This is a genomic window from Methanolobus sp. ZRKC3 (genome assembly GCF_045291275.1).
Taxonomy (GTDB): Archaea; Halobacteriota; Methanosarcinia; order Methanosarcinales; family Methanosarcinaceae; genus Methanolobus.
In genome coordinates this window covers 1373389-1391627 of the sequence record NZ_CP146982.1, presented here as the reverse complement: position 1 = coordinate 1391627, position 18239 = coordinate 1373389, and the positions used below count along the sequence as shown (strand labels likewise).

The 18239-nt window shown below is 42.6% G+C and carries 19 protein-coding genes; 10 read left to right on the top strand and 9 right to left on the bottom strand.

Annotation, left to right across the window (positions count from 1 at the left end; all coding sequences use genetic code 11):
- The first annotated feature begins 13 nt into the window (after positions 1–13).
- The 3 genes from V7O66_RS06990 to V7O66_RS06980 all read left to right on the top strand — a co-directional run bounded on the left by V7O66_RS06990 (position 14) and on the right by V7O66_RS06980 (position 2782).
- Entirely contained in the window at positions 14–1111 is a 1098-nt protein-coding gene (locus tag V7O66_RS06990) for a COG1361 S-layer family protein (RefSeq protein ID WP_406659588.1), read from the top strand.
- A gap of 61 nt (positions 1112–1172) precedes the next feature.
- Positions 1173–1973, top strand: a complete 801-nt coding sequence (locus tag V7O66_RS06985; protein WP_406659587.1) for a TrmB family transcriptional regulator — start codon at positions 1173–1175, stop codon at positions 1971–1973.
- A gap of 122 nt (positions 1974–2095) precedes the next feature.
- Positions 2096–2782: a DUF169 domain-containing protein gene (locus V7O66_RS06980; protein ID WP_406659586.1), complete on the top strand. Its 687-nt coding sequence runs from the start codon at positions 2096–2098 to the stop codon at positions 2780–2782.
- Between the two features lie 188 nt (positions 2783–2970).
- On the opposite strand, the gene cfbA is transcribed toward V7O66_RS06980, so the two are convergent.
- The 7 genes from cfbA to V7O66_RS06945 all read right to left on the bottom strand — a co-directional run bounded on the left by cfbA (position 2971) and on the right by V7O66_RS06945 (position 9628).
- Positions 2971–3366 carry a sirohydrochlorin nickelochelatase gene (gene cfbA / locus V7O66_RS06975; protein WP_406659585.1) on the bottom strand — a complete coding sequence of 132 codons (396 nt, stop codon included), beginning with the start codon at positions 3364–3366 and terminating at the stop codon, positions 2971–2973.
- A gap of 138 nt (positions 3367–3504) precedes the next feature.
- Positions 3505–4332, bottom strand: coding sequence for a formate dehydrogenase accessory sulfurtransferase FdhD (gene fdhD, locus V7O66_RS06970; protein WP_406659584.1), 828 nt, complete (start codon positions 4330–4332; stop codon positions 3505–3507).
- Between the two features lie 2 nt (positions 4333–4334).
- Complete coding sequence (locus tag V7O66_RS06965) at positions 4335–5636, bottom strand: formylmethanofuran dehydrogenase subunit B (RefSeq protein ID WP_406659583.1); 1302 nt, start codon at positions 5634–5636, stop codon at positions 4335–4337.
- 1 nt (position 5637) lies between these two features.
- Positions 5638–6027 carry a molybdopterin dinucleotide binding domain-containing protein gene (locus V7O66_RS06960; protein WP_406659582.1) on the bottom strand — a complete coding sequence of 130 codons (390 nt, stop codon included), beginning with the start codon at positions 6025–6027 and terminating at the stop codon, positions 5638–5640.
- A 10-nt stretch (positions 6028–6037) separates the two neighbouring features.
- Positions 6038–6847, bottom strand: coding sequence for a formylmethanofuran dehydrogenase subunit C (locus V7O66_RS06955; RefSeq protein ID WP_406659581.1), 810 nt, complete (start codon positions 6845–6847; stop codon positions 6038–6040).
- A gap of 5 nt (positions 6848–6852) precedes the next feature.
- Positions 6853–8607: a formylmethanofuran dehydrogenase subunit A gene (locus tag V7O66_RS06950; RefSeq protein WP_406659580.1), complete on the bottom strand. Its 1755-nt coding sequence runs from the start codon at positions 8605–8607 to the stop codon at positions 6853–6855.
- A gap of 1 nt (position 8608) precedes the next feature.
- Positions 8609–9628 carry a 4Fe-4S binding protein gene (locus tag V7O66_RS06945; RefSeq protein WP_406659579.1) on the bottom strand — a complete coding sequence of 340 codons (1020 nt, stop codon included), beginning with the start codon at positions 9626–9628 and terminating at the stop codon, positions 8609–8611.
- A gap of 536 nt (positions 9629–10164) precedes the next feature.
- Between V7O66_RS06945 and V7O66_RS06940 the strand changes: the two genes are divergently transcribed.
- From V7O66_RS06940 to purE, 4 genes are all read left to right on the top strand, one after another.
- On the top strand, positions 10165–10701 hold the full coding sequence (locus V7O66_RS06940) for a DUF1638 domain-containing protein (RefSeq protein WP_406659578.1): 537 nt from the start codon (positions 10165–10167) through the stop codon (positions 10699–10701).
- Between the two features lie 229 nt (positions 10702–10930).
- Positions 10931–11794, top strand: coding sequence for a shikimate kinase (locus V7O66_RS06935; protein WP_406659577.1), 864 nt, complete (start codon positions 10931–10933; stop codon positions 11792–11794).
- A gap of 14 nt (positions 11795–11808) precedes the next feature.
- Positions 11809–12096, top strand: a complete 288-nt coding sequence (locus V7O66_RS06930) for a chorismate mutase (RefSeq protein ID WP_406659576.1) — start codon at positions 11809–11811, stop codon at positions 12094–12096.
- A 12-nt stretch (positions 12097–12108) separates the two neighbouring features.
- Positions 12109–12498 (top strand): 5-(carboxyamino)imidazole ribonucleotide mutase, encoded by a 390-nt coding sequence (purE, locus tag V7O66_RS06925; RefSeq protein WP_406659575.1) that lies wholly within the window; start codon positions 12109–12111, stop codon positions 12496–12498.
- Between the two features lie 57 nt (positions 12499–12555).
- Here purE and V7O66_RS06920 read toward each other — a convergent pair whose 3' ends face one another.
- The gene (locus V7O66_RS06920) at positions 12556–13428 is read right to left on the bottom strand and encodes a methanogen output domain 1-containing protein (protein WP_406659574.1); all 873 of its coding nucleotides are present in this window, start codon (positions 13426–13428) and stop codon (positions 12556–12558) included.
- A gap of 290 nt (positions 13429–13718) precedes the next feature.
- On the opposite strand from V7O66_RS06920, the gene V7O66_RS06915 reads away from it, so the two are divergent.
- A complete protein-coding gene (locus tag V7O66_RS06915; protein WP_406659573.1) occupies positions 13719–14408 on the top strand; it encodes a DUF169 domain-containing protein in 690 nt (229 codons plus the stop codon).
- 159 nt (positions 14409–14567) lie between these two features.
- Here V7O66_RS06915 and V7O66_RS06910 read toward each other — a convergent pair whose 3' ends face one another.
- On the bottom strand, positions 14568–15365 hold the full coding sequence (locus tag V7O66_RS06910) for an RAD55 family ATPase (protein WP_406659572.1): 798 nt from the start codon (positions 15363–15365) through the stop codon (positions 14568–14570).
- 245 nt (positions 15366–15610) lie between these two features.
- Here V7O66_RS06910 and V7O66_RS06905 point away from each other — a divergent pair, with 245 nt between their 5' ends.
- Both V7O66_RS06905 and V7O66_RS06900 read left to right on the top strand, forming a co-directional pair.
- On the top strand, positions 15611–17338 hold the full coding sequence (locus tag V7O66_RS06905; protein WP_406662512.1) for a 2-oxoacid:acceptor oxidoreductase subunit alpha: 1728 nt from the start codon (positions 15611–15613) through the stop codon (positions 17336–17338).
- Positions 17339–18193 carry a 2-oxoacid:ferredoxin oxidoreductase subunit beta gene (locus V7O66_RS06900; protein ID WP_406662510.1) on the top strand — a complete coding sequence of 285 codons (855 nt, stop codon included), beginning with the start codon at positions 17339–17341 and terminating at the stop codon, positions 18191–18193.
- The last annotated feature ends 46 nt before the right edge of the window (positions 18194–18239 follow it).

Here is an 18239-nt window from a genome sequence, read left to right as displayed (position 1 = left end):
TTGAGGGATGCCTATGAAATTAATTAATGCTAAAAATATCATTCCGCTATCAGTACTTATGCTTGTACTGATCGCAATTCCTGTACATGCTGAGATGTCAACTACTAGTATGGAACTTCCTGAGTTCTTCAATTTCGATGAGAATTACTACACTGTTTATGGAGGACCTGATGTAACTGCAACTCTTATAGGGGACAATGAGTTCTCACGTGGGGATGAGGTCGCTCTTAATCTAAACCTGATGAACAAAGGTGTGATAACAGGTTTCAAGGATGAGGAAGATGATAACTCACTTTCCACTCTTGAACAGAAAATACAGCAGACAGAAATGGGCTATGAGGCACAGAGAACAACAGCCATTGGTATTGTTGCAATTCTGACGTCAGATGATCCCAACATCAAAGTAAAATCAGGTCAACAGGAAGCAGGCACTCTATTCTCTGGCGAACAGACCGAGAACCCTGTGAGGTTTAACATAGAGGTATCAAAGAATGCTCCAGCAGGCGAGTATCCTCTTAATCTTAATCTCTTCTATGGTTATCAGGAAAATGTCCAGGTGAACGGTGATGACGAAACTGACCTTGGTATAACCAATATGGAGGTTGGATTATGGTACGCTGCCGGCAACCAGATGCAGCAGATATCAATAATTGTTGAAAAAGAAGCCGACTTTGATGTTGTCAATGTTACTGGTGATCTTGAAGCAGGAGAAGAAGGTCTGTTGCGTGTTGTGTACAAGAACGTTGGGGAAGAGGAAGTAAAGGACGCAACTGTCAGGATAAGTGCCGATGACCCCTTCAGTACCACTGATGACCAGTCATTCCTTGGGTCCATTGCACCTGGTGAGACATCTGAAGCTGTTTTCAAATTGAAGGTGGATGGAGCGGCAGTATCCAAGATGTATGCTATCAACAGCGAGATCAAGTATGAGGATATGGACGGTCACAGTCAGATATCAGACACTATAAAGATCCAGACCGAAACACTTCCTGCAGGTTCTTCTGGTTCAGATATGTCAACGTATATTGGTATAGTTGTGGTTCTTGTAATTCTGGGAGCTGGCTTTATGTTTGCCCGGAATTTCATGAAGAACAGAGAAGGAGATAATTGATTATCTCTTTTCTTTTAAAATAATTATTTTTAAATGTTGATGTGGGGCTGATAATATTCAAATGCTTTTAGAATCTCTCCAGAATATTGGTTTCACTTCATACGAGGCAAAGGTTTTCGTGTCACTTGTAAAAAATAAGGATGCTACGGTGGCGACCTTACATCTTGATTCGGGTGTGCCCAATTCAGCTATTTACGGTGCTTTAAAGAAACTCGAGAAAAAAGGGATGATACAACTTCAGAATGCAAAACCTATACGGTACAAGTGCACCTCTCCTGAAGTTGCAGTTAGCAAACTCAAACGTGATTTTGAAGATGAATGTGAAAAGATCCTTGATCAACTCGAGCAGATATACGATACTTCTTTTGATGATGTCCATGATGAAGATATCTGGACCATCAAAGGTGTCAGGAATGTCGTTGATAAGATCATACAGCTGATCGAAGGGGCAAATGAGGATATACTTATTTTGAGTTCCTCCACACCTTTTAACAATCTGGCTGATAATGATCGTTCCCTTAAGAAAGATTACCTGAACATTATGCATCTCTTCAATAAGAAGAGTGCTCATGGTGTCAAGGTCAGGTTCATCAGCTCCTCTGAAGATGAAGCTTCCAGGATGTGCAAGGTAGTTCCGCTTGCTTCTATCAAGGTAAATGATCCGAAGGAACAATTGTATGGTCTGAAGAGCTTTACTATGCTGGTGGACAACTCCGAGACATTGCTTGCCATAATAAAAGAGGATGGGGAAGAAACGGGCCTGACTGCCATGTGGACTCACGGAAAGGAATTTTCGCATACTATGTCTCATCTTTTGAATGCTCAATGGGAAGTATCTGACGTCTATCATTCAGATGTCTGATACTTCCATATAACTGTCCATTTTGCAGTAGTAAGAAAGGGTTATATAGCATAGAGCTTGTGTTTTTTTAAACAATTCCTATATAATACTTTTATAACTCTATTGATGTGGAGATTGACAATATGGACATCGAACAAATAAATAAACTTGGTCTTGAATTAAGGGAATTGCTCAAACTTGAGACACTCCCTGTTGCAGTTGGTCTTGTAACTGACGAAAAGGATATACCTGCTGGAATAAAAAAGCTGGATCACGTCACCAGACACTGCCAGATGGTAGATGATGTCAGGCGTAGCGGTGATGAATTCTATTCAACCATTGAGGAACAGCAGTGTAGGGGCGGTGCCGCTGTCATGGGAATGACCGAGATGGCAGACCAGTTGAAGAGTGGAGAGTTCTACTATAGTCTGAATTCCTTTAGCAGTGTTGAATCTGCAAAAGAGACCATGGATAAGATCCCTGAGATCAAAGAGAAAAATGTAACGGCTATAATGTATGCTCCTCTCGAGAAGGCATCATTCGTTCCTGATGTAATCATCTTCATTGCAAAGCCCAAAAAGGCGATGGAGCTTTCACAGACACTTCTCTTCGAGAAGGGTGGACGTATCGAAGCAAACTTTGCAGGCAAGCAGAGTTTGTGTGGGGATGGTGTTGCATTGCCTTATCTTAGCAACAAGCCAAGCGTGACCGTAGGCTGCGGTGGAAGCCGTAATTACACTGAGATCAAGGAAGAGGAAATGGTCATCAGTATTCCTGTTGAAAAACTTGAAGAACTTGTATGTTCTGCAAAGAAGATGTTCAGAAAATGAATATCTTTCTTTTTTAATTTTAACATCTTAATTCTCATAATTTAACTTTTAATGCTATAATCCTTGTTGGAACTAAGATCCATGAGCCGAAGGTTTGAAATCATGAACAAGGTAAAAGGAAAAACAATAAAATAAAATAAAAACAAAAAGATGCTGTAATATGTATTACAGCAAAAAAACATCTATTTTTAGAGTACTTCCTGTGCTCTCTTGAAGATAAGCTCTCCAATAAGTTTGTCAGCACCAAGAGGTTTTGCGTAGACGATTCTTACCTTGTTTCCACCAAGCTCGATCTCACCTTCATTTGTTTCAGGATCGAGTTTAAGGATTGCTGGGATGTCTTTTGTGATGTGAATGCCGGACGCAAGGAATACAGGTGCAGCTGCTATTGTTGTTACTCCTGTGCCTTCAAAGGACATGAGTGCTTCTTCAACAGTAGGTTCGCTGTTTTCCATGAATCCTGCCTTTACAATGTATTCAGGGTGATTCTCTGAGATCATATTAGCTATTTCTGTTACAACCTGGTTGTTGTATGGTAATCTGCTGCCGTGTCCAATTGCAAGTATTCCTATCTTTTCTGTCATAATGTCACCTTTTTTTAGGATGTAGTAATATTATTGTAGTTAAAAGTGCTACGGGAATTGACTTTACTTTAAATTAAAGGGATATAACCTTTTTGCTTTTTTGTCAGAGCAAAATGTAAGATAATCCATGCTATAATCTCAATCAAGCAGAATCCTTTGCTCTCCGGAGTATATATACATATTCGGCCTGCGCACAAAAGCTACCAACGTTATTCCGGATTCTCTGGCAAGTTCTACGGATTCCCTGACGGTTGCACCCTTGCTTGCTATTAGGGGAAATCCTGCATTTATTGCCTTTGATACCATGGTCGATGCAAGTCTGCCGGTTGTTACCAGCGCACAATCGGTGGTATCAATTCCATTGAGTATGGCTTTTCCAACGACCTTGTCAACAGAGCATGCCCTTCCCACATCTTCACAGGATGCAAGAATATTGCCTTTCTGGTCGCAAACAAAGGATGTGTGTGCTCCTCCTGTCCTGCGCCAGGTCTTTCCTTTTTCCTTCAGTTTTTCCACAATATCTATAATTATATCCTTGTGGAAGTTGGTACTGGAACTGATAACCTTTACCTTATCCTTGCGGTATGAGGTGATTCCACACCTTTGGATATGCGTGAGTGAATCAAGCTCCTGTGAGTCAATATCCATTTCACAATAGATGCTGTTATTCTCAATATTGATGGTATCAATGATAGTGTCTGATTCGATGAATCCCTCACAAACAAGGAATCCCACTGCAAGCTCTTTGAGTTCCTTGGGACTTGCAAAAAAAGTAGTTATATGAACGTTATTAACGAAGAGGTCAAATCTTTCCTCTACAATAACGTCCACATCAATTCGTTTTTTATGTTCATTCGTGATCTCAAGGCACTGCATCGGAACGTAAAGAGGAGAGGAAGTGCTTTCCTCATCCTTCCAGAAGACATCTGTCTTCTTATTCCTGTCTGAGTACCAGTTATCACTCATGTTTACTTTCTAGCCTTTACCTTTTCAAAGAGCATCTTCAAGGTTTCTTCGTTGCTCTTTGTTTCAGGGAATGGTGACTCTGTGAATGGTTCGAAGTGTACCGGCACATTGTCAAGCCTGTAGAAAGTACCATCAGATTCCATTGCATCAATGACACCAGGCAGAACAACGTCTGCAGCTGTGGTTGATGGGCATGGTGCAATGTCGAGGCAGATCATTGGTATGTCTGCGAGGTACTTTGCACATTCTGCTGGTATGTGGTTCACAAGGTCTGCGCACATTACAAATGCTGCATCAACATCCTTCTCCCTGAGAAGGTCGACACAGGTTGTCTCTCCAGGGTTATACCTTGGGTATCCCTTTCCGAAGTCAAGACCGAATGGATATCCGTAAAGGTAGGATGCAAGCTGGTTGAATCCTGCTACATTACAGTGGCCTCTGAGTGCACCGAGGTTACACTTGGTGTAGTTGTTCATTTCCTTCACGAAGTTCAATGCGATCTCAATGTTCCTGTGTTTTCCGTATGATGATGAAACACCAAGTCCTACAAAGATACCGATATAGTTTGACTCTTTCATCATGTCAACGGTCTGTTTCATTACAGGGATTGGGACTCCTGTGATCTCTTCTACGGATGGATGTGGTTCCTTTCCGTTGAGGATTGTGAACATTGCACTGAGCAGTTCGTAATCGGTGTTTGGTTTGAGCTGTATGTGCAGGTCTGATGCAACAGCGGTAGGGGTCTTTCTTGGATCAACTGTTACAAGTGTCCTGTCAAACCTTCCTCTCTTTGTCCAGTAACCTCTTGGGAATACGCCATACTTTGACATGTGTCTTGGCATGGATTCAAGTGCGTTTACTCCCCAGTAGACAACCATGTCTGCTCTGTTCTTTGCCTGACCGGCAGTGGAACCGACACAACCTGCTTCCTGGATACCCATAACGGTTGGTCCGTGGCAGATGGTTGCGTTTGAGTCTGCAAGTCCACCGAGGTACTCTGCCATGTGCAACCCAACTTCCTGTGCTTCACATGATGTTTCACTACCAAGGAAAAAGAGTGGGCGCTTTGAGTTAGCAAGTATGTCTGCTGACATCTCAAGTGCTTCATCCCAGCTTACATCCTTGACCTTACCATTTTCTCTGATGGTTGGTTTAAGAATTCTGTGTGAACTTACGACTTCCTGGAACTTGGCGTTACCCATCTTACATGCATTCTGCACATCGATGGCTCCGTCTTTGAGTTCTACTTGTATGTCGTCACATGAGCCACCACAAACAGGGCAGATAATGTTTTTGTAAACCATTTTATTCGCCTCCCATGTAAATCTTCAGGACTATGTCCTCGGCGCTGAGAACCACTTCATCAGTAGGCTCTACACTAACAGTACTTCCCTTGTATAGTGGTGAACCGGTTGAGAATGTGCTTGATTCAACGACCACATTTGCCCAGATTGACCTTGGGATGAAAACGTGACCTGATTTTACTGATTCTGTTACTTTTGAGTAGACTGCTACGGTGTGTGTTCCATCTCTGCTTGTGACTGCTACTTTCTCTGGGGATCCCAGAGAGATATAGTCTTCTGCACAGAGCCAGCAGACTGCACATTCCTTTGTGTAGTCATCGCTGTATTTGTTTCCGCCTTTTGCAAGCCTACCTTCGTCGATAGTACTTCCTGTATTGAGTAATGCTTCCATGATTATTCCCTCACAGACACTCGTTGTTTTCACAGGAAACGTACAATGCACCCTTTCCTTTCTGTGGGATTGCATAATCGCCTGTGAATTTCATATATTCTCCGGGACATTCGACATCATCGAATTTCAAGTCACATTCAACAGCTTCCAGTTCAAAACCTGGAGTGAATTTCTCAATGTAACCGCCGACAACCATTGTACCGCCGGTCATCTCGGCTGCTATGGTTCTGATCGCATTTCCTTTGACAACAATAAGACCGCCGTTGATACGGATTCCACAGAAGTTATCGACATTACCGCCGATAATGATCTCTCCTCCGCTCATACCGCCGCCGACCTGGTTCTTTGCATTTCCATCGATGACGATACGTCCGCCTGTCATACCATGCCAGCTACCGCGGTAGGCACAGCCTACGTGATCTAATGTGTCTCCCTTGATGTGTAAGAGACCGCCTTTCATTTCCATGCCAGCCCATGACTCAGCATCGCCTTCGACAGTGATCTCTCCGCCTTCCATTGAGTTTCCGACGTGCATTCCGGTTGAACCCTTGATAATGATCTTACCAGCGGTCATTTCCTGTCCGATACGCTTTACTCTTGGTACATCGCCGTCTATGATGATGGTTGTGTCCTCTGCTGAGCTGCCACCGTTACCTTCTACAGAGAAGAACTCTGAAAGTTTAATCTGGGCAGGTGCCTGCCATACGAGCAACTCACCGATCTCATCAGCGCTTTTTCCGGCAAAGTTGTCGGGTGTGACAGCTTCAGCCTCTACAGTAAGGTCGAAATTACCTGTTGGTTTAAGAATTACTTCTGCCATTAAAATCATCTCTCAGCGTTGACCTTTATTGGAGTTGGGTTTGCAAGGTACTTTTCGGATGTTGGATAGTTGTTGAATCCAATGGTGTAGTACTTGAACCAGCTCTTTACGTCTTTGAGCATTTCCTTCTCAGAATCTGCCTTGATAGCAATGTCTGAGTAGAATGTGTTCTTTTCAGGGATTGCGACTATCTCTCCGTCCTGTGCAACAACTTCTCCGCCCTTGACGGTGTATGCTGCGTTCTGGAAGCTTCTTACGATGCCTTCATAGTCGTTGACCTCAAGCTTCTTTGGATCAAGGTTGTAGATAGCGACGTCACCGTCAGCACCCACTGCAAGAGTACCTTTCCTGTGAGCCAGGCCGATAGTCCTTGCTGCGTTTGCACGGGTAAGGATAGCGATCTCTGAAAGTGTCATTTCCCTTGTTTCAGCTGCCAGGCCTGACCTGTCAGATGCCCACTTGTGACATTCCTCGAATGTGTCCTGTCTTGCCTTGTTTGACATAAGCCAGGCGATAACCTGTGGGTATTTGATGAATGGTCCACCATTTGGACTGTCAGTTGTCATGATGCTCTTCCATGCATCATTTACGTAAAGCAGTACCTCAAGACCCATTGCCCACTGTACACTGTGTATAGGGTTGCTCTTCAGGTATGTGAATGGCAGTACACCTGATCCACATTCACACTCTACATCAGTGTTGGACCATTTGTTTCCTGTCAATTTGTACAGGTCGTGGATAGCAGGACCGTCACCTGTCATTACAGTTGCGTCACCGAATGGGATACATCCACTGTCCATTACAACGTGGTCGTTGCTGTTGACGTAGTCTGTGATTCCCTTTACTCCTGATTCGAAATCTCTCCAGGATGTTCCGCCGAATGCGTTGAACTGGCAGTGTGTAAGGTAAACAGATTCATGTCTCTGTGCCTTCATCTTTGTCTCTGCCCATTCGACATCTTGGTTTGGTTTTGCCTTGACGCTCTTTGGTATCTTCAATGAGTCCCTTGTGACTTCCCAGCATCCTGGGTGACCAAGATTGTTTGCGTGCAGGTGCACAGGCATTGGGATTCCGAGTTGCTCATTTACTTCAGTAAGGCCCTTGATGATCTCTTCTGGTGTGATCTCGAAGTGGATGTTTGCTTCTTTAAGTCCACTGACGTTCTCACCCCATCCCCAGTTCTCAACACCAGCTGGATTGACACATTTAATACCATAGGTCTTGTGTGTCTTCATCATCCATGAAATGTATGCTGCAGCTTTTTCGGTGTCTCCTTCCTTGAGGTATCTCATGAGGAACCAGTTGTTACCTAACACAAGATATCCGCCCATGTCCAGCATTGGGGTGGAGCGCATTTCTTCATGTGTGTGGCGTGCTTCCATTGGTGGGACAGCTGCCTCAAAAACAGTTGTGTATCCCATCTTTGAATATTCATATCCGCCAAGGTATACGGATGGTACACTGTATCCGCAACCGGAGTGTGCAATAGGTGTTTTCTGCTGATAGAACTTGTAGTGGTCCTCAGGTCTCATCATCCTACCGGTATTGACCTTTGCTCCTGCTACGTGTGAGTGTGAGTCAACACCACCAGGCATTACAGTCTTGCCTTTTGCATCTATCTCTTTTGCATCTTTCATCTCTGATGCGGAGAGTTCAGTGACGACCTTTCCGTTCTTGATGAAGATGTCCATAACTTCCCCGTCAACCTCGTTGAGGGGGTCATAAACGTACCCGTTCTTGATTGCAATAGTTCCTGCCATCTTATTCCTCCCTTCTCTCAAGCATGATAGCATTTACAGGGCAGATCATAGCACATGCACCGTCTGCACCGCAAAGATCCTGGTTAACGACTTTAACTACACCGTTCCTGACTTCAATGACCTTCTTTGCATCGACTTCATTGAGGTATCCAGATCCGACCTCTGCATCTGTTGCATTCACAGGACATACAATAACACAGTTTCCACATCCCAGACATGCATCCTCGTCAGTAACGAGTTTAGATACAAGTCCTGGTCTTGTCATTGGTGCATTGAGCAGTTTCTTCTCAAGAAGGGCTTTCTTCTCGACTTCAGGTATAATTGCTGTCTTTGTGACTGCTATTGCTTCAACAGGGCATGACATGTCACATGCACCACAGTATATGCATACGTCTGCGCGCTGTGCAACCTTATTGACAATTTCTCCTGGTCCCCATTCTGGGTTGTAAAGTGCATTGCATGGACAGGTGTCTATGCAGGTTCTGCATGCTGTACAGGTGTTCTCATCCTGTACCCATGTACCCATGAATGGCTTCTCCACTGAAATGGCATTTGTCGGACAAATTGACTGGCACCATCCACAGTGTATGCAGCATTCGTTGTCTACAATGGTTTCACCGTCTACACTTGCACTTCCATTGGTTGATATCCACTGTCTGACATCTATGCAACCCTGTGGGCAGATCTGTTCACAGAGGCCACAGTGTACACAGTTCTCATTAACAGTTGTATCTTCAAGTGCAACATTAATGTAGCTGTTATCGTTTACAGACTCTCCTGCCTGTCTCAGTTCAAGTGCGCCGGCAGGGCATGTCTTTGCACAGATACCACAGACAATGCATGCATCAGCATCGTTTTCCAGGTAATCTTTGTCTATAAGTCCCCTTGTGACGGCTCCTACTGAACCGATCGTTAAGGATCCTTTAGGACACGCCATGACGCACGTTCCACAACCTATACACTTCTCTGGGAGGTATATGAGTTGCTTGTCGCCTTTTTCTCCAAACACTACTTCGTTCATCTGATCTTCTCCGTAATCCTGCCTATGACTGCAAATGGCTCTAGATAATGGCTCTGTTCTCACAGAACTTTCATAGTTGAGCACTTTTTAATTGCTGGCCTGAATACGTCTTTATCAAGAAATAAATACTGAGCAATCAAGAGACTTCTCGTTTATTTCCGAATATAGACTTTCTATGATCGTGTCAACGTTTTTCCAATGATCCTTGATACTATAATGTAGCAAAGAATTGTAGTTATTAGTGAGACGTATTTGTTATAAAAGTATCGTTTATGCTCTGTAGCGTTCATATTTGATACTTGATCCTGTAACTCCCGGTTATTTTTTTAAATCATTTTTGGTAAGCTTAGTTTCGGTGATTTTATATATTACTAAGAACTCCTTTTTTACTGGGGAAATGTATACTTGGGCTGAGAACGGGCAGAAGTTTAATATTAAGATCAAGTGTGATCGGTTTATTTCCTATCATGCACATGATCATCAGCGTTCCTGTCTGATTATCTTTGCCTGACAATCACTTTCAGGAGTAAGTGTATATGCCACTGGTAAGCATAATCGGCTGTGAGTTATTTACTAAAGAGCTTGCAGAATTGCTGGCAAAAGATGATAATATTGATCGTTTAGCTGTTGTAAATGGAAGATCGCAGCTGATAATTAATGATCTTAAAGATTTAGGAATTGAACCTGAAGTAATATCATCTGATTCTTTGCCTGCGGGATTGAACAAGGACAACGGTTTCAACATAATAGTTACGTTGCAAAGCAGCTTGTTGCATAATGATATACCAAAGCTCAAAAAGGAAACCTATGAAAAGATAAAGTTCTATGGAAATATATCTGATTCTATATTGCTTTTCTATGGTTCCTGTGATGGTGCTTTCAATAACATCTTTTCTGATTTCAAAAAACCTGGTTTTTCCTTAAAGGCTCTTTTTAAAGAAGATGACAGCCTTGTGGATACAAGTATCGATAATTGTGCCTCCTTTTTAGCTGATAGCAGTGGTATCAATTCGCAGATGCTTGAAATATATGATCGTTGCTACGGTGAAATTAAAAAGGATCTTTTAGTATGAATCCGGACCTGGGCATTGTCCTTTAGGGTAATCCTCCAGTCCTTTTTATTTTCTTCTTTCTTCACATTTAAATAAGATACATGCCATGTATGTTGCACAATACAATTCTGCATTTGTTGCCTGATCATAATGGATAATGTCTGTGGAAAGCAGGCATTTTTGAACCGGATGTCAGGCAGAATTGTTCGTTTGGAACTTGTATCAATGAAATAAACTGTGGTTACACAATATGACTCTTGAAGGAAGCGCTTATGCTCTTGGAGCAGGTACGGTCATCAATGCGATAGCAACATGGAAGGGTGCTGCATTTGGCATTGACCTGAAAACATTTGCCGATGTGGAACTTTCCAGAGATGGGGCGGAAGTCCACGGAATCATTGAGGGTATGCCTGATGGCGACACATCACTTATCGAAAGATCGGTGAGTTACGTGCTGGAGCATTTCGATATTGAAATGGGCGGTACTGTAAGGACAAGAAGCGAAGTTCCTCTTGCCAGCGGTCTGAAAAGCAGCAGTGCGGCTGCGAATGCCTCTATATTGGCAACTCTGGATGCCATCGGTGAAGAAATGGAACCTCTCGAAGCTGTGAGACTTGGTGTGAGGGCTGCAAAGGATGCAGGTGTTACTATAACAGGTGCTTTTGATGATGCATGTGCTTCTTATTTTGGAGGCTTCGTGGTAACTGATAACCGGGAAGTTGAACTTGTTAAGAGGACTGAGGGGGATTCTGATGTGCTGATATTCGCACCTGATGAAAGGTCTTTCAGCTCTAAAACAGATGTCTCACGCTCAAAATTGATAGCTCCGTGGGTTGATCTGGCTTATGACTTGTGCATTCAGGAAGAATATGAAAAAGCCATGACACTAAACGGTTTCCTTTATTGTAATGCGCTTGGTTTCGATACTGAACTAATGATGCGTGCTCTGGAAGTGGGTGTGCAGGGTGTGACTTTGTCAGGTACTGGTCCTTCCTATGTTGCCCTGGTAAACAAAAAGAATGCTGCGGACCTAAAAAAAATATGGGATGATTGTAAACTAAGCGGAACTCTGATAAGTACCAAGGTCAATAATATCGGAGCAGGTAAAATTTAAGTTACGAGGAATTCATGACGAATCTTGAAGAAGTACGTGCAGAAATTAAGATGATCGATTTTGAGATTATCGATTTGATCCATAAACGGATCGATCTTGCAGAGAAGGTTCTTGATGCAAAGAAAAAAGATGTTATGAAGATAACTGATACATCTCAGAATCATGTGGTACTGGACCGTGCTATCGATGCGGCAACGGAAAAGAACCTTGATACCGGATCAATAAAAGATATATTTGAGATACTTATCAAAATGAGTATTGAGCGCCAGCATGAATTAAGTGGCGAAGGTAATCTTCCTTAGGAGCATAAACAAATGGTTGATGTCGTAGTTATAATGGGCTCTGAATCAGATAGAGCAATTGCAAACAGGGCAACGAATGTACTTGAAAACACAGATTATTCTTTTGATGTGCAGGTAATTTCAGCACATCGCAATCCTGACCAACTCGATGAGTATATTGCCCAGAGTGATTGCAATGTGTATATTGCCATTGCAGGTCTATCTGCAGCTCTTCCTGGGGTAATAGCTTCCAAGACCAAAAAACCGGTCATTGGAGTTCCTGTAAGCGCAAAGATGATGGGTCTGGATGCACTTCTGTCAATAGCCCAGATGCCACCGGGAGTTCCTGTGGCAAGTGTTGGTATAGATAATGGTGGTAATGCAGCACATCTTGCTATCAGGATTCTGGATCTTATTAATTGAGAAATTCAGAATTGAATGCCAGATCAATAAGATCTGACAAATTAAATATTTTCTTTTTTAATCTAGATCTATGATCTCAAAGAGGCAGCACTCATCACCATTGCCCATTGTTTCTATCACATCAATTTCAACATCTTCTCCACTCATGGATATGATCCTTGAGAATATGCCTCTTGTAAGTGTGCATAGTATTGGGTTTGATTGAGCTTCTTCTTTTCCCCATGGGCAATGATTGCCACTGATGGATTTGTTTCCTTCTTCAGATGATTCAACATCAAACTGTGCTCCAAGCTGATTGATCACCTGGCAGCAAAGGTCACCTACACATTCATATTTCATCATGGAATCCTCTGGATTTGTATCTTTTAGAAGCGCATCTACTACCATGTCGATCATCTGGTGGATGACAATATTCTTCTGCTCAGGGGATAATGTCCTCAAAAGACTTGGTATGATCTGGGTAAGAACTGAACGGATTCGATTCTGTAAGTTCAGTTTATCTCTTTCTGCCAGCAGGTCTGAATGCAGTTTCTTGAGTCTGAGCAATGAATTTATTCTTGTCATTAGCTCCAGTTTGTTAACTGGTTTTGTTAGGAACTCATCTGCTCCGGCTTCAATGCCTGCGATCCAGTCATTTCTCCCTGAAAGGGCAGTTACCATTATAATTGGTATGAATTGTGTTTCTGGATTCTTTTTCAGAACTTCGCACACTTCGTATCCATTCATCTCCGGCATCATCACATCAAGTAATATAATGTCTGGCAAATCATCTTCAATTAACTCGAGTGCCTTTTTTCCACTTGTGGCAGAGATCACATCATAAGTTTCATCCAGATATGCTCTGAGTAATTCTATATTCATTGCTTCATCATCGACAATGAGTATTGTTGGCCTTTGGTCATCAGAAATGTTAACAGCTCCTTCTATCATGACAAAGATTGAATACTCCCTTTTATGCTGTCCTGATATTTATATTTAATTAAATATATATTGAGTTTGCTAATTTATGTTTCAATTTGAAAAACTTCCCTTTTTTGTCCCTGTTTTTTCAAATATTATTTATCAAATATATATCTGCATAATAAAAATATTCTGTATGTGTCGGAACAATATAGATACACTTATATAGTTGCCGGTTTTGTATATTTTGTCCAAAACTGGACAAAGGTTTGTATTTATGATGTCTTGATCAAATTCAAGAATAAACAGGAGTGAAGAAAATGGAAGTAAAGGAAATCAATGATTGTGGCCAGGAACTGATCGACCGCTTGCAACTTAAGACCTCTCCAGTGGGAATTAAATTGGTCCCTGTGGGGGAAGAGGTGCCTGAAGGTATCGAGAAGGTCGGAGAAAATATGCGTCACTGTCAGATGATCGATATGGTCAGAAGGACGGGGGAGGCGATATACTCCTTAGGCGATGATCAGATGTGTAAGGGGGGCGCAGCTTCAATGGGACTTGGCGAAATGCCGAAAAAGGTAGGAAGCGGAGAGTTCTACTATAAAGGTCTTGATCATTTCAGCAACATCAATGCTGCTCGCCGTACTGTGGAAAATGCTCCTATGCTTCCTCCCAACAGCATCGAAGCAATCCTTTATGGTGCTATGGATAGTATCACATTCGAGCCGGACGTTGCAGTTATAATTTGTAACCCTAAGCAGGTAATGCTGCTAACGCAGGCAATAATGTACAAAAGCGGTGGCCGCCTTGAAGTTGGTTTTGCAGGAAAGCAAAGTGTCTGCTCAGATGGTGTGGTGCAAGCTTACAGGGATGGAAAAATAGGAATCACAGTAGGGTGCAGTGGAAGCCGTGCCTATACTGAAATAGCCGATGAAGAGATGACTATCGGAATTCCTGTGGAAATGTTGCCTGATGTTATGTCAGGTCTGGAAAAGATCTGTCCGAATTAAAGTAGAAGGGGATAGTTTCCCTTTCCTTATTTATTCTTTTTATTAGAACTTTGGGCACTAATAATGCGCCAGAAAAAGCTATTTTCACTGAATATCTAAAAAATGAAAATTTCTTTAGTGAAAGTCTCACATAAAACATTGAAAATCAGCAAAATATTCTCATATTTCTACAAGCTTTCCTTTTGATCCTTTTAATTTGATGCCTGCTGAGCCTATGTCAAAGACTGTGACATCAAGTGATATCTTTGTACTGCGCATTTTAGGGATGCTCAGAAAACGTTCATTCTTGCCTGTGTATGGGTTTTCCTTCACAAACAGCTTGATAGCACCATGGGTGGAATAATCAGCTATCTTGTGTGTCATTTCGTAAGCAGCTTCATCCATGATGTAGAGCACTGTGGTTTTTTGCTTTGCAAGGAGTCTGTTAAGCGTATCGAACTTATCACGGAACTGCTTCTCGGTAAGTCCAAATGCCATTACCCCTATATTGTCAATGACAGCAACATCGGTGCCTTTAGGAATGAGTCTTACCAGATCCAGCATGGTGATCTGTTCAATATTAAATCCTTCCAAATCCGGCCTGAAGGCTTTGTCAAGTCCTGCTTCCTCGATAAGATCAATTTCGATATCGCTGAATTCGTCCGTGAGATTTGCATCACGTGCAATTCCACCAGTTCTGAATTCTATTACGGGTTTGATATGAAGATTTCCTTTTTCGACAAAAGAATCAATGCCTATCCCCAGCATAGTTGCCTGTTCGATCAAATCATCGGGCATTTCTTCGGTAGCTATCATTACGCATTTGTTACCATCCATGCAGGATTTGTGAAGGAAATGAAGTCCAAATATTGTCTTGCCGGCTCCAGGAACTCCTGTAACAAGAATCCCTTTGCCTTTAGGATAGCCTCCAGCAATCTTCTTATCTAAGTTTTCAATCCCAGTTGGCATTCGTTCCATTTCGATCACTTCATGCAGAATTCAATGTATTATATTACTATAATTAATATAAAACACAATATATTATATAAACATATTCCACTTGATATGGTAATTATTCATTTCTAAAGGCAGTTATACATATAAAGGACAAACGCAAATAGTTTAGTGATATATCTCAGTAGTAAATGATCATGCCTTGGTGGGTAGTTTTGATCATGTTAACCATCACAAATAATGTGGTGTACAGATTAGGGGGAATCATAATGAATTTTGATCTTAACATAAAGATAGGTGGAGCTGCAGGCCAGGGTTTGCAAACCATAGGTATGGTGCTTTCCAAAACCTTCAGGAAAAGTGGATTCTTTGTTTTTGCAACTCAGTACTATCTCTCCAGAGTAAGGGGTGGTCACAATATTTTCCAGATACGCATAAGTGATGTTCCTTTAAAGGCAATGACTGAAAGTGTTGATGTACTCATAGCACTGGATAAAGCTTCAATTGATGAACATCTCAATGAGATCTCTGATGGTGTCGTACTGGTTGATATGGATGCACTTGGTCTGGAAGTGGAACATGATGCTGTATTTCATGTTCCGATGCTGAATATAGCTAAAGATGTATGTGGTAATAAGATATACTCAAATTCAGTGGCAACTGGAGCAGCTATGGGTTTACTATGCTCTGAATTCGATTATCTCTCAGAGGTACTTAGCAGCACTTTCAAGAAAAAAGGGGAGGAAATAATTGATAAGAATATCAAGGCTGCACGAGCAGGTTTTGATTATGTGATGGAAAATTATCCTCATGGTTGCAAGTTCGAAGTTCCTGAGGTTGCAGGGGAGGGTGCTAAAATGCTCATTGCCGGCAATGATGCGGTAGGACTTGGTGCTCTGGCTGCAGATCTCCGGTTCCTTGCAGCATATCCTATGACCCCTTCGACTGGCGTGATGACATTCGTTGCGACAAACGCTGATAATTTCAATGTGGTTGTCGAGCAGGCAGAAGATGAGATCGCAGCATTGAATATGGTTCTTGGTGCCTCCTTTACTGGGGTTCGTGCGATGACAACAACATCTGGCGGGGGCTTTTCATTGATGGCAGAGGCACTTGGTCTTTCTGGCATCACAGAAACTCCGGCTGTTATCTTCCTTTCACAACGTCCTGGGCCTGCAACAGGACTTCCGACAATGACGGAGCAGGGTGATCTGCAATTTGTCCTGAATGCTGCACAAGGTGAATTCCCAAGGGCTGTGCTGGCACCGGGAACTCCTGAGGAATGTTTTTACCTGACTGCAGAGGCATTTAACATTGCCGATAAGTATCAGATCCCTGTATTTGTTATGAGTGATCAGTATCTTGCAGATTCCCTGTTCACGTGTGAGAGGTTCGATCCTTCAAAGGTAAATATCGAGAGGCACCTTCTTTCCGACCAGGAACTAAGGACAAAACATGGCGAATACAAACGTTACAAGTTCACACCTCTTGGTATATCTCCAAGGGCAATTCCCGGTCAGGAGGGGGTTGTGGTAGTTGCAGACAGTGATGAACATAATGAGATGGGGCATATTGATCAAACAGTTGAGAATCGCATAAGGATGAATGAAAAAAGGATGAAGAAGCTGGAGGTTCTTAGCGGGGAAATTCCTGCCCCTGCAGTCCATGGTCCGGAAAATGCGAATATATCACTCATAGGCTGGGGCTCGAGTTATGGTCCTCTTGCAGAAGCTGTGGATAATCTCAATGCTGAAGGTCATTCTGTAAATCTTGTTCACTACAATTACGTGTATCCTTTCCCTGCATCTCAAACCCGCGAGATCCTTCGAAGGTCGAAGAAGATAATATGCGTGGAAGGCAATGCCACCGGGCAGTTTGCAAGATTGCTTACATCGGATACCGGTGTTGAGCTTACTGGAAAAATACTGCGTTATGATGGGAAACCTTTCAGTCCGGAATTCATAGTAAATGCTCTTAAAGAAAAAGGGGTGATCTGAATGGTCAGCATAGAAGATTATGGGGATTATGAAACGGAATGGTGTCCTGGGTGTGGTAACTTTGCAATCCTCAAAGCCATAAAACAGGCACTTACAAACCTTGGAAAAGCTCCGCATGAGGTTCTTATCGCTTCAGGTATCGGTCAGTCAAGTAAGCTGCCGCATTATCTAAAATGCAATGTTTTCAATGGTCTGCATGGTCGTTCACTACCACCTGCTATTGGTGCAAAGATTGCCAATCATGAACTGACGGTCCTTGCAGTTGCTGGCGATGGTGATTGCTATGGTGAAGGGGGCAACCATTTCATTCACAACGTAAGGAGAAATCCCGATATCACACTAATAGTGCATGATAACCAGATATACGGGCTCACGAAAGGACAGGCATCACCAACAAGTGAACTTGGCATGAAGACAAAGATCCAGAATCACGGTGTATTTAACACGCCCTTAAACCCGCTTGCCATGGCAATCTCTCTGGATTGTTCATTTGTAAGCAGGGGATATGCCGGGGATGTTCCACATCTTACGGAGCTGATCGAAAAGGCAATCAATCACAGAGGTTTTTCACTTGTTGATGTGCTGCAACCATGTGTCTCATTTAACAAGCTGAACACGTTCAAGTGGTATTCCGAAAGGGTATACAAAATGGACGAAGGTGAATATCCTCTGGATGAACGGGTCAGGGCCTTTGAAAGATCACTCGAATGGGGTGAGAAGATACCTCTTGGTATTTTCTATGAAAAAGATAAACCGGTATTTGGGGATCATCTGGATGTGCTAAAATCCGGTCCTCTTGTGAAGGGCAAACCTGAAACTGAAAAGATAAACGAATTGATTGATGGTTTTATCTAACCATCAATTATAATTTTCAGGCTCTATCGGTAAGCGTGAAGTGATC